Below are 12,184 nucleotides of genomic sequence, written 5' to 3'. Positions count from 1 at the left end.
GGGGGGGGCGGCGTTTACGCCGGGTTCAGGCCCGCCGCGTCCAGGAGGAACGCCGTCATCGGCTCGTAGAAGCGAGGGTCGAGGACGTGGTCGTCGAGGGGGACCGTCACCTCGACGGTTCCCTCGGCCTCGCCGAGGAACAGCGCCGGGTCGTTGCAGTCCGCGTAGCCCACCGCGTCGATGCCGCGCTGGCCCGCACGCCCTGCCCAGCCGTGGTCGGCGACCACGAGGTCGGGCAGCGGGCTGCCCTCGGCCTCCATTGCGTCGAGGATCGCGTTCATCGGTTCGGGGGAGTGCGTGTGCCACAGGCTCGCTCCGCGCTCGAAGACGGCGACATCGGCGAACTGGAAGACATAGCCCTCGTCCGCGACCAGGCCGCCGGGAATCCGTACGATCTCGCAGCCCGCGCGGCGCATCGCATCGGCGGTCGACCGGTGCACATCCAGCAGCGCGCCGGGGTGCCCGGTCGCGAACAGGACGCGCTGGCGCGCTTCGGCGGCCTTCCGCAGCCGCGCCGCCATCCGCTCCAGACCGGCCACGGTCAGCTCGGGGTCGATGGTGTCCTGCCCGTGCCGGTGCGCGGGATCGTCGATCACACCGCAGCGCTCGGCCATCACCGCGAGCACGTCCTGCTCGTCACTCCAGCGGTCGCCGAGGTCGATTCCCAGCCAGTAGTGGCGGTCGCCGTTGGAGAGCTTGCGGTAGTGGGAGAGGTTGTTCTCACGGGGTGTGGCGACCTCGCCCGCGATACGCGTACGGACGAGGTGGTCGACGAGAGCTTCGCGGCTGGGTATCGGCATGGGTTCATTGTGCACTCAGGGCGGCGGGGGCGGTTCAGCACCGCTCGTGTGAGTGGCGCGGTTGTCCACAGGCCGGTGGTTGTCCACAGGCCGAGTCGCCCGCGGCCGACCTGAGCGACACTGTCTTCGCGGCCGTTCGCACGATCGCAGGCATACGCACCACCCGCACCACCTCGAAGGAGCTCGACGATGAGCAGCAGCCAGGTCCCCGACAGCCCCGCCACCTCCGGCCCGCGCGGCCCCGTGGACTCCTCCCGGATCCCGCGGTACGCGGGCCCGGCGACGTTCGCGCGGCTGCCCCGGCTCGACGAGGTCGGCACCGCGGATGTGGCCGTCGTCGGTGTGCCCTTCGACAGCGGAGTCTCCTACCGCCCCGGCGCCCGCTTCGGGGGCAACGCGATCCGCGAGGCCTCCCGGCTGCTCCGCCCCTACAACCCGGCGCAGGACGCCTCGCCCTTCGCGCTCGCCCAGGTCGCGGACGCGGGAGACATAGCCGCCAACCCGTTCAACATCAACGAGGCGGTGGAGACCGTCGAGGCCGCCGCCGACGACATACTCGGCACCGGCGCCCGGATGATGACCCTCGGCGGTGACCACACCATCGCCCTGCCGCTGCTCCGCTCCGTCGCCAAGAAGCACGGCCCGGTCGCGCTGCTCCACTTCGACGCGCACCTCGACACCTGGGACACGTACTTCGGCGCCGAGTACACGCACGGCACCCCGTTCCGCCGCGCGGTCGAGGAGGGCATCCTCGACACCGAGGCCCTCTCCCACGTCGGCATCCGCGGCCCGCTCTACGGCAAGCAGGACCTGACCGACGACGAGAAGATGGGCTTCGGCATCGTCACCTCCGCAGACGTCTACCGGCGCGGCGCGGACGAGGTCGCCGACCAGCTGCGGCAGCGCATCGGCGACCGCCCGCTGTACATATCCATCGACATCGACTGCCTCGACCCGGCGCACGCCCCCGGCACCGGCACCCCGGAGGCGGGCGGCATGACCTCCCGCGAGCTCCTGGAGATCCTGCGCGGGCTCGCCTCCTGCAACCTGGTCTCGGCGGACGTCGTCGAGGTGGCGCCCGCGTACGACCACGCGGAGATCACCGCGGTGGCGGCCTCCCACACGGCGTACGAGCTGACGACGATCATGAGCCGCCAGATAGCCGAGAGCCGCCGGGCGGTCTGATCCCTCAGGCCGCCCGCCACCGGGCCGCCCGCCACCGGGCCGCGTGAAACCGGGCCGCCCCCCCCACCGGGCCGCCCCCCACCGGGCCGGGTGAAACCGGCGGCACGCCTGAGGCCCCCGAGCCCCGCACCCCGCGGCGGGATGAAATTCGCCGCGGGGTGCGTTGATCCATCCGGCAGCAGACGACGGCGGGAGGCGGCAGTGGTGGCGGGGCAGCAGGGGTGGGCCAGACGGCTGGGCGGGTATGCGTGGCGGTACCCGAAGGACGTCGTCCTGGCACTCGGCGCCAGCCTCGGCGGCATGGCCGTCATGGCGCTCGTACCGCTGATCACCAAGGTCGTCATCGATGACGTGATCACGGCCAAGGAGCGTTCGCTCGGGACGTGGACGGGGCTGCTCGTGGCGGCGGCGCTCGTCGTCTACGCCCTCACCTACATCCGCCGCTACTACGGGGGCCGCCTTGCCCTCGACGTCCAGCACGACCTGCGCACCGACATGTACGCGGCGATCACCCGGCTGGACGGGCGGCGGCAGGACGAGCTGTCCACCGGTCAGGTCGTCGGCCGGGCCACCAGCGACCTCCAGCTGATCCAGGGCCTGCTCTTCATGTTGCCGATGACCATCGGCAACATCCTGCTCTTCCTGATCTCGTTGGTCATCATGGCCTGGCTGTCGCTGCCTCTGACCATCGTCGCGCTGGCCGTCGCCCCCGCCCTGTGGTTCATCGCCCGGCGCAGCCGGACCCGGCTGCACCCGGCCACCTGGTACGCGCAGGCTCAGGCCGCCGCCGTCGCCGGTGTCGTGGACGGCGCGGTCTCCGGCGTGCGGGTGGTGAAGGGCTTCGGGCAGGAGGAGCAGGAGACCGGGAAGCTCAGGGAGGTCGGGCGGCGCCTGTTCGCGGGCCGGCTCAGGACCATCCGGCTCAACTCCCGCTACACCCCGGCCCTGCAGGCCGTCCCCGCCCTCGGCCAGGTCGCGATGCTCGCCGTCGGCGGCTGGCTCGCGGTGCGCGGGGACATCACGCTCGGCACGTTCGTCGCCTTCTCCACGTATCTCGCCCAGCTGATCGGCCCGGTGCGGATGCTCGCCATGGTCCTCACCGTCGGGCAGCAGGCCCGCGCCGGTGTGGACCGCGTGCTTGAGCTGATCGACACCGAGCCGGTGATCGAGGACGGCACCGAGGAGCTGCCCGCCGACGCCCCGGCGACCGTCGAATTCGACCGGGTCTCCTTCGCCTACGAGGACGGGCGGCCGGTGCTCGACGACTTCTCGCTGTCCATCGCGCCCGGCGAGACGGTCGCCGTCGTCGGCTCCTCCGGCAGCGGCAAGTCGACTCTCTCGCTGCTCCTGCCTCGCTACTACGACGTCACGCGCGGCGCCGTCCTGGTCGGCGGCAAGGATGTACGCGAACTGAGCATCTCCTCGCTCCGGGCCGCGATCGGCCTGGTTCCTGAGGACTCCTTCCTGTTCTCGGACACCGTGCGCGCCAACATCGCGTACGGCGTTCCCCCCGAAGGGGCAGAGCGCAGCGCTTCGGCTGAGGGTGGTGGCGGGCCTCGGGCGGGCGCCGGACAGGAGCAGATCGAGACGGCCGCGCGCGCCGCCCAGGCGGACCGGTTCATCACCGAACTGCCCGAGGGCTACGACACCAAGGTCGGCGAGCAGGGCCTCACCCTCTCCGGCGGGCAGCGCCAGCGCCTCGCGCTCGCCCGCGCGATCCTCACCGACCCCCGGCTCCTCGTCCTCGACGACGCCACCTCCGCCGTGGACGCACGCGTCGAGCACGAGATCCACGAGGCACTGAGGCACGTCATGGCGGGCCGCACGACGCTGCTCATCGCCCACCGCCGCTCCACCCTCGGCCTCGCCGACCGGATCGCCGTGCTCGACGAGGGCCGGCTCGCCGACATCGGCACCCACGAGGAGCTGGAGCGGCGCTCGCCTCTCTACCGCCGTCTCCTGACCGACCCGGATGAGCTGGGCGCCGTATCGCCCGGCCACATCGACGCGCATGTCGAGGCACCCGAGGACAGCTCTGTACGCGAGGAGCTCGACGCCGAGTTCGATGCCGAGCGCGGGGTCACCCCCCAGCTGTGGGCGGGTGACCGCACACCGAAGGACACCGCGCTCAGCGACAGCCCGTCGACCCCCGAGCTGCTCGCCGCCGTCGACGCGCTGCCCCCGGCCACCGACACCCCCGGCATCGACGAGGCCAGGGCGGTCGAGCCCGAGAGCTCGTACGGACTGCGTCGGCTGCTCAGGGGTTTCGGGAAGCCCCTCGCGTTCGCCCTCGCGCTCGTCGCCCTCGACGCGGGCATGGGGCTGCTGCTCCCCGTCCTCATCCGGCACGGCATCGACGAGGGCGTCACCGAGGCCGCGCTCGGCGCCGTCTGGGCCGCCGCCGCGCTCGGCCTGCTCACCGTCCTGATCCAGTGGGCCGCGCAGACCGGCGAGATCCGCAAGACCGGCCGCACCGGCGAACAGGTCCTCTACTCGCTGCGGCTGAAGATCTTCGCCCAGCTCCAGCGCCTCGGCCTCGACTACTACGAGCGCGAGCTGACCGGCCGCATCATGACCCGGATGACCACGGACGTGGACGCCCTGTCCACGTTCCTGCAGACCGGTCTCGTCACGGCCTTCGTCTCCGTCGTCACCTTCCTCGGCATCATGGTCGCGCTGCTCGTGATCGACCTCCAGCTGGCCCTGGTGGTCTTCGCCACCCTCCCGGTGCTGATCGTCGGTACGTACTTCTTCCGCAGGTCCAGCGTGAAGGCCTACGAACTCGCCCGTGAACGCGTCTCCGCCGTCAACGCCGACCTGCAGGAGTCCGTCGCGGGCCTGCGTATCGTGCAGGCCTTCCGCCGCGAGGGCGCGGGCCGGGAGCGGTTCACCGAGCGCAGCCACAGCTACCGGAAGGCCCGGATCAAGGGCCAGTGGCTGATCTCCGTCTACTTCCCGTTCGTACAGCTCCTGTCCTCCGTGGCCGCCGCGGCCGTGCTGATCGTCGGCGCCCACCGGGTCGACGCCGGCACCCTCACCACCGGCGCCCTGGTCGCGTATCTCCTCTACATCGACCTGTTCTTCGCGCCCGTGCAGCAGCTCTCCCAGGTCTTCGACGGCTACCAGCAGGCGAGCGTCTCGCTCGGCCGGATCCAGGAGCTCCTGCGCGAGCCGGCCTCCACACTGACCGCGGAAACGCCGCGCAAGGTGCGGGAACTACGCGGCGAGGTCGCCTTCGAGAACGTGCGCTTCGGCTACGGGGACGGGGAGGAGGCCCTGCGGGGGATCGATCTGACCGTGCCCGCCGGGCAGACCGTCGCCTTCGTCGGCGAGACCGGCGCCGGCAAGTCCACCCTGGTCAAGCTGGTCGCCCGGTTCTACGACCCGAGCGGCGGCCGGGTCACCGCCGACGGCACGGACCTGCGCGAACTCGACCTCACCTCGTACCGCCACCGCCTGGGTGTCGTGCCGCAGGAGGCCTATCTCTTCGCCGGGACGGTGCGCGATGCCATCGCCTACGGGCGTCCGGACGCCACCGACGCCCAGGTCGAGGCGGCCGCCCGCGCGGTCGGCGCGCACGACATGATCGCCAGGCTGGACGGCGGCTATCTGCACGAGGTCACCGAGCGCGGCCGCAACCTCTCCGCCGGGCAGCGCCAGCTCATCGCGCTCGCCCGGGCCGAACTCGTCGACCCGGACGTCCTGTTGCTCGACGAGGCCACCGCCGCGCTCGACCTCGCCACCGAGGCACAGGTCAACCAGGCCACGGACCGGCTCGGCGCCCGCCGCACCACCCTCGTGGTCGCCCACCGCCTCAGCACCGCCGCCCGCGCGGACCGGGTCGTGGTGATGGACCACGGCCGGGTCGCGGAGGACGGCACGCACGACGAACTGCTCGCCCTGGACGGGCAGTACGCGCGGCTGTGGCGAACGTTCATCGGGGAGGCGGAGGCGGAGACCGAGCCGGCGGGCGTCGGGCGCTGAGCCTCGGATCCGTGGGGGAGGCCTTGCCCGGCTTCGTGGAGGGAGGCACCGCGCCCGGCTTCGTACGGGAATCGTCCCGCGGCCGCAGTGCGGGGAACTATCCACGGGCCCGGTGCGTCCCTACCTTCGTATGGCTGAGGCGGGAGGGGCGCACGTGGCCGACGGGGTGACAACGATGTGCAGGCCGCTGCGCGTGGCGCGGGCCGGACTCGTGCTGCTCGCCGTCGCCGTGCTGCTCACTCTCGTCGGGCCGTTCGCCGGCAGTGCGCAGGCCGCGGGCCGGTGCCCCGGCCGCAAGGTCGACACTCTGAAGTTCTCGACCGGATCCGTGCACGTCTACCGCAGCGGCAGCTTCCTGTGTGCCCTCACCCGCGCCAAGAACCCGGGCAGGACCCGCACGATGAGCGTCAGCATCCAGCCACGCGGCAGCCGCCCCGTGGTCAGGTCCGGCCGCCACAAGACGTCCGTCGGACCGGTGCGCACGCACGTCGGTCATCGCAAGGTGTGGATCAAGGGCTCGGTGGGTGGCGGCAAGGTGAGCAAGGGCTGGTTCGCCTACATACGCTGAACGCGCATGCGAGCGCCCGAGCGCGCCGGGCGTTCGAACTCCCTCTGGTGCGGGGTCAGTTGCTCCGCTAGGTTCCGGGACTGTCCGTGACCTAGGGGAGGGACCTGTATGCGCACTGCGCTCCGATGGCTGCTTGCGCTCGTCGTGTTCGCAGCCACCGTGTTCGCGGGATCGGCCACCGCCGCCGCGAGCCCGCAGCCGACCGACATCCTGGACCGGCTGCTGTCGATCAAGGGCATGAGCCTGATCGAGGAGAAGCCCTACGAGGGTTATCGCTACTTCGTGCTCAACTACACCCAGCCCGTGGACCACCGAGACTCCTCGGCGGGCAGCTTCCAGCAGCGGATCACCCTGCTGCACAAGGGCACCGACCGTCCCACGGTCTTCTACACCTCCGGCTACGGCGTCTCCACCAGCCCCCGCCGCAGCGAACCGACCCGCATCATCGACGGCAACCAGGTCTCCATGGAGTACCGGTTCTTCACGCCGTCCCGGCCGCAGCCGGCCGACTGGTCGAAGCTCGACATCTGGCAGGCCGCCAGCGACCAGCACCGCATCTTCCAGGCGCTCGACGGCGTCTACCCCGGGCGCTGGCTGGCGACCGGCGGCTCCAAGGGCGGGATGACCGCCACGTACTACGAGCGCTTCTACCCGAGGGACATGGACGCCGTCGTCGCGTATGTCGCCCCGAACGACGTCGTCAACGCCGAGGACTCGGCCTACGACCGCTTCTTCACCACTGTCGGTACCCAGGAGTGCCGCGAGAAGCTGAACAACATCCAGCGCGAGGCGCTCATCCGACGTGCACCGCTGGAGCGGAAGTACGCCGCGTACGCGAAGGAGCACGGCTACACCTTCACCATCCTCGGCTCCCTCGACAAGGCCTATGAGGCCGTCGTGCTCGACCTCGCCTGGGCGTTCTGGCAGTACAGCCTGGAGTCCGACTGCGCCTCGATCCCGGCTGCGGCGGGCGCGACGGACGAGGAGATCTGGGACACGGTCGACGCGATCTCCGGTTTCGCCTTCTACACCGACCAGGCGATCTCGCGGTACACGCCGTACTACTACCAGGCGGGCACCGAGCTGGGCTCCCCGGACATCGCGCAGCCGCACCTCAAGGGCCTCTCGCGCTACGGCTACCAGCCGCCGCGCAACTTCGTGCCGCGTGACATCGCGATGCGGTTCAAGCCGTGGGCCATGCGGGATGTGGACAACTGGGTGCGCAAGCACGCCACCCGCATGATGTACATCTACGGCGAGAACGACCCGTGGGGCGCCGAGCGCTTCCGGCCGGGCAAGCGCACGCACGACAGCCATGTGTTCACCGCACCGGGCGCCAACCACGGGGCGAACGTGGCGGGTCTGAATGCCGAGGACGAGGCCTTCGCCACCGCGCGCATCCTGGATTGGGCGAACGTCGCGCCCGCCGCGGTCACCTCCGACCCGGGCAAGGCGAAGCCGCTCGCCCCGTACGACGCCCGGCTCGACGTGCGGGAACAGGCGCGCATGCCGCGGCTGTAGCACCGCCGGGCGTGTGCCGGGCCGGTGGCGTCCTGCACCGGCCCGGCGCACCCCACCGGCCTGCTGGAGGGTTCACGCCGGGTGTGCGGCGTGCTCCGGAGGCGTCGCGTACTGCGGATGCGTACGCGTACGCCGGACACGTCGCACGCCCGGCCCCGGCTAGTACGACAATCCGTGGCCGATGGGGAACAGGGTGCTGTCCGGATCGTCCGCCTTCTGCACCGGTACCGGCAGCCGCCCCCGCGGATCCGCCCGGCCCGCGATCACCCGGGCCGCGGCCTCCAGTTCGGTGTCGGTCCAGGAGTACGCGGCGAGCGCGGCGCGCGCATCGGGCAGCTGCGCCACGTCGTACGGGCGGTTCACGGCGATCGCGATCACCGGGACGCCGGTGGCGGCGAGGCGGCTGACGAGCGTGCGCTGGGAGCTGCCCGAGGAGACGTTGTACGTCAGGACGGCCACCGCGTCCTTGCCCGCGGCCGCCGCCACCGCCTCGTCGATCTTCCCGGCGCCGGGCGAGGTGCCGGTCGGCAGCACCTCGGTCGTGAAGCCGAGGCCGGTCAGTGCCTGGGCGAACACGGTCGTGGGCGGGCCGGTGGTGCCGGAGGGCGAGGACCGGTCGGCGCCCACCACCAGGACGTTCGGTGTGCGCAGGCGGGACAGCGGCAGCACGCGGCCCGTGTTCACGAGCAGGGTCGTGGTCCGGTCCGCGATCTCCTCGGCCTCCCGCAGATGCTCGGGCCTGCCGACGGTCCGGTCCACCTCACTGCTCGCGGTGAACGGGTCATGGAACAGGCCCAGTCTCGTCTTGAGCCGCAGGATGCGCAGGATCGACTCGTCGAGGCGCTCCTCGGTCAGCTCACCGTCCTCGACCGCCTTGAGCACGGCGTTCCAGGCGACTTCGAGATCGGGCGGGTTGAGCAGCTGGTCGACGCCGGCCTTGAGGGCGAGGACGGGGACGCGGTCGTCGCCGTACTTGGTGCGCACACCCTGCATGCCGAGCGAGTCGGTGACCACCACGCCGTCGTAGCCGAGCCGTTCGCGCAGGACGCCCGTGAGGATCGGCCGGGAGAGCGTGGCCGGATCCTCGGCGGGGTCGAGGGCGGGGACCACGATGTGCGCGGTCATGATCGAGTCGATGCCGGCCTTCACCGCGGCCCGGAACGGCGGCAGGTCGAATCGCTCGAACTCCTCGACGGTGTGGTGGATGTACGGGAGTTCGTAGTGGCTGTCGGCCTCGGTGTCGCCGTGGCCGGGGAAGTGCTTGGCCGTGGCGGCGACATGCGCGCTTCGGTAGCCGTCGACCTGTGCGGCGACCATCCGGGCCACGGCCTGCGGATCGGCGCCGAAGGAGCGTACGCCGATGACGATGTTGCCCGGGTTGACGTTGACGTCGGCGACCGGGGCGTAGTTCTGGCGGATGCCGAGCGCGGCCAGTTCACGGCCGGCGATCCGGGCCGAGCGGCCGGCATCGGCTCGCGAACCGCTCGCGCCGAGCGCCATCGCGCCCGGCAGCAGGGTGGCGGGCTTGCCGACGCGGCAGACGATGCCGTGCTCCTGGTCGGTGGAGATCAGCAGGGGGAGAGGGGAGTCCTGCCGGAGGGCTGCCTCCTGGATCCCATTGGACAGGCCGGCGATCTGGTGCGGCGCGCGGACGTTGTGTGCCCAGCCGAAGTAGATGATTCCGCCGACGTGGTACCGCGCGATGAGCTCGGCGGCGTCGCGGACGCCCAACTGGGCTAGATTGGCGTCGATATCGGCCTGGGCGGGGTCGGTGGCGGTCTCGCCGTAGACCCGGGAGACGAAGACCTGGCCGACCTTCTCCTCGAGGGACATCCGGGCGATGAGGCGGCGCAGGGCGAGGTCGCGGCCGGTCTGTGCGGTGCTGTCCGGGCTGCTGCCGTCCGGTGTGCTGCCGTCCGGTGTGCTGCTGTCCGGGTGGGTGGTGTTCCCGGCGGCGTGGGCGGCGGAGGTGGTGCCGAGCGCGGCCGCTGCGGCGGCGGTCGCGCCGGCGGTCAGAAGCGTACGTCTGGAGGTGCGGAGCGGGCCTTGCTGCACGAGCACTCCCAACTGTCCGTGGGAGTCCGGGGCGGATGGGCCGCGAACTCCCTGGCATGTCCTGGGTGAAGGAAACTTCCAGGGATCACGGATAGTCGGAAAATTTCTGCCGGTCAAGTCTGCCGGGCGGCCACGGAACAGGCGCCGGGCAGGATGCGGCCACCCTCGTCGGGGCTACGCGGCCTCGTCCAGAAGCCGGCACAGATGCTCGCGACCGGCTCCCAGGAGACCGGACAGCTCGGCGGCCTGCGGGTACCAGCGCTTCTCGTACTCCCAGCACAGCCAGCCGTCCCACCCCCGCCGACTGAGCACCTCCACGCACTCGGTGAGCGGCAGCACCCCCGCGCCGAGCGCGAGCGGGGCGGTGTCCTCGGCGGTGGCGATGTCCTTCACCTGGACGTATCCGAGATACGGGGACAGCGCCCCGAACGAAACATCCGGCTGCTCCCCGCCCAGCCACGTGTGCATCACGTCCCAGAGCGCACCCGTGCCTTGATGGCCGACGGCTTCGAGCACGCGGCCCACGGCGGCACCCTCGCGGTGCGAGTCATGCGTCTCGAGCAGAATCCGCACACCGAGCTCCGCGGCCTGGGGCGCGGCGCACGCGAGCCGCCGCACGGCCGCGGCATCGGCCTCACCGGCGCTCTGACCGCTACCGCCCCCGGGGAAGACCCGGACGAACGGCGCCCCGAGATCGCGCGCGAGCCCGAGCAGCTCCCGGATCTCGTCGAGTACGGGACCGTCGGCGCCGGGCGCGGCCACGCGCGGGTAGCCGGCGATCCCCACCACCTCGACCCCGGCCTCCTCGAACTGCCCGGCCGCGCGGGCCCGTTCTGCGCCGCTGAGCCCGGGGTGAACTGGCTCCTCGGGATGCGCCCGGAGCTCGATGCCGTGATAGCCGTGGGTGCGGGCCAGGCGGAGGGCGTCGGGCAGCGGGAGGCCCGGGGTGCCGAGGGTGGAGAACGCGAGCTTCATGGGTGCTCCTCAGGGGTACGGCCCGGGCCGACTCAGATCCGCGGCGCGGCCGTCGAACCACGCACCACCAACTCGCCGGGGATCACCGACATCCGCTCCGGCGGCTCCGCCTCCCGCCGCATCGCGATGCGCCCCGCCCGCGCGCCCGCCTCGTGCAGCGGCAGCCGCACGGTGGTGAGCGCGGGCGCCACATCCACACAGAACGGCAGATCGTCGAAGCCCGCCACCGACACATCCTCGGGTATCCGCTTCCCCGCCTCGCGCAGCGCGGCACAGACTCCGAGCGCCACGGTGTCGTTCGCGGCCACGATCGCTGTCAGATCCGGCTCGCGCCGCAGGAGTTCCCGGGCCGCCTCGTATCCCGCCTGCCGGTCGTACGGCGCGTGCACGGTCTCGCCCTCCGCCACCCCCGCCGCCCTGAGTGCATCCCGGTGACCTTCGAGCCGGTGCCGTGTGGTGGTGCGCTCCTCGGGGCCCGCGATGTAGCCGATGCGACGGTGGCCCAGGCCGAGCAGATGCTCGGTGAGCCGCTGCCCGCCGCCCCGGTTCTCGAAGGGCAGGGCGATCGCGCCGGTGTCGGGCACGGGCGGGCGGCCGCACAGGACGATCCGGGTGCCCGCCTCGCCGAGCCGTCGCAGCTTCGCGGCCATCGCCGCGGCGTGCTCGGGATCCTCGACCGCGCCACCGGTGATCACCACGGCCGCGGCGCGCTGGCGCTGGAGCAGCGTGAGGTAGGTGAGCTCACGCTCGGGGGAGCCGCCGGTGTTGCAGACCACCGCGAGCCGCTCACCCCCGGCCCGCCCGCCGGGGCCGCAGATCTCCGCCTGCACGGCGCCGGCCATGATGCCGAAGAACGGGTCCGCGATGTCGTTGACCAGAATTCCCACCAGGTCCGAGGTGGAAGCGGCGAGCGCGCTCGCGGGGCCGTTGAGCACATAGTCCAGCTCGTCCACGGCACGGAGCACCCGCTCACGGGTGGCCGCGGCGACCGGGTAGTTCCCGTTCAGGACGCGGGAGACGGTCGCGGGGGAGACCTGGGCACGCGCTGCCACATCCGCCAAGGTCACGGTCATCTGGTCCTCCGGGGGCGCCGGGA

Annotated in this window: 8 protein-coding genes; 4 read left to right on the top strand and 4 right to left on the bottom strand. The window is 71.9% G+C overall.

Annotated elements, in window-relative coordinates:
• Positions 1-14: 14 nt before the first annotated feature.
• Positions 15-800 carry a phosphatase gene (locus ACLF6P_RS13700; RefSeq protein ID WP_415950485.1) on the bottom strand — a complete coding sequence of 262 codons (786 nt, stop codon included), beginning with the start codon at positions 798-800 and terminating at the stop codon, positions 15-17.
• 189 nt (positions 801-989) lie between these two features.
• On the opposite strand from ACLF6P_RS13700, the gene speB reads away from it, so the two are divergent.
• From speB to ACLF6P_RS13680, 4 genes are all read left to right on the top strand, one after another.
• Entirely contained in the window at positions 990-1,985 is a 996-nt protein-coding gene (gene speB, locus ACLF6P_RS13695; RefSeq protein WP_415950484.1) for an agmatinase, read from the top strand.
• Between the two features lie 204 nt (positions 1,986-2,189).
• Entirely contained in the window at positions 2,190-5,969 is a 3,780-nt protein-coding gene (locus tag ACLF6P_RS13690; RefSeq protein WP_415950483.1) for an ABC transporter ATP-binding protein, read from the top strand.
• Between the two features lie 130 nt (positions 5,970-6,099).
• On the top strand, positions 6,100-6,537 hold the full coding sequence (locus ACLF6P_RS13685; RefSeq protein ID WP_415950482.1) for a hypothetical protein: 438 nt from the start codon (positions 6,100-6,102) through the stop codon (positions 6,535-6,537).
• A gap of 108 nt (positions 6,538-6,645) precedes the next feature.
• Entirely contained in the window at positions 6,646-8,058 is a 1,413-nt protein-coding gene (locus tag ACLF6P_RS13680; RefSeq protein WP_415950481.1) for an aminopeptidase, read from the top strand.
• A 159-nt stretch (positions 8,059-8,217) separates the two neighbouring features.
• Here ACLF6P_RS13680 and ACLF6P_RS13675 read toward each other — a convergent pair whose 3' ends face one another.
• From ACLF6P_RS13675 to ACLF6P_RS13665, 3 genes are all read right to left on the bottom strand, one after another.
• Positions 8,218-10,113, bottom strand: coding sequence for a glycoside hydrolase family 3 protein (locus ACLF6P_RS13675; protein WP_415950480.1), 1,896 nt, complete (start codon positions 10,111-10,113; stop codon positions 8,218-8,220).
• A 174-nt stretch (positions 10,114-10,287) separates the two neighbouring features.
• Entirely contained in the window at positions 10,288-11,088 is an 801-nt protein-coding gene (locus ACLF6P_RS13670) for a sugar phosphate isomerase/epimerase family protein (protein WP_415950479.1), read from the bottom strand.
• Positions 11,089-11,120: 32 nt separating this feature from the next.
• Positions 11,121-12,161: a LacI family DNA-binding transcriptional regulator gene (locus ACLF6P_RS13665; RefSeq protein WP_415950509.1), complete on the bottom strand. Its 1,041-nt coding sequence runs from the start codon at positions 12,159-12,161 to the stop codon at positions 11,121-11,123.
• Positions 12,162-12,184 lie beyond the last annotated feature (23 nt).

The sequence above is a fragment of the Streptomyces lothianensis genome (genome assembly GCF_047779955.1).
Classification (GTDB): domain Bacteria; phylum Actinomycetota; class Actinomycetes; order Streptomycetales; family Streptomycetaceae; genus Streptomyces.
Note: the sequence above shows the minus strand (reverse complement) of the source record. Positions and strands in the feature narration are given on the sequence as shown.

Excerpts from the sequence above, each read along its gene's own strand:
- ACLF6P_RS13670 (WP_415950479.1), bottom strand. The coding sequence starts at position 11,088 with ATGAAGCTCGCGTTCTCCACCCTCGGCACCCCGGGCCTCCCGCTGCCC.
- ACLF6P_RS13665 (WP_415950509.1), bottom strand. The coding sequence starts at position 12,161 with ATGACCGTGACCTTGGCGGATGTGGCAGCGCGTGCCCAGGTCTCCCCC.
- ACLF6P_RS13700 (WP_415950485.1), bottom strand. The coding sequence starts at position 800 with ATGCCGATACCCAGCCGCGAAGCTCTCGTCGACCACCTCGTCCGTACG.
- ACLF6P_RS13680 (WP_415950481.1), top strand. The coding sequence starts at position 6,646 with ATGCGCACTGCGCTCCGATGGCTGCTTGCGCTCGTCGTGTTCGCAGCC.
- ACLF6P_RS13685 (WP_415950482.1), top strand. The coding sequence starts at position 6,100 with ATGGCTGAGGCGGGAGGGGCGCACGTGGCCGACGGGGTGACAACGATG.
- speB (WP_415950484.1), top strand. The coding sequence starts at position 990 with ATGAGCAGCAGCCAGGTCCCCGACAGCCCCGCCACCTCCGGCCCGCGC.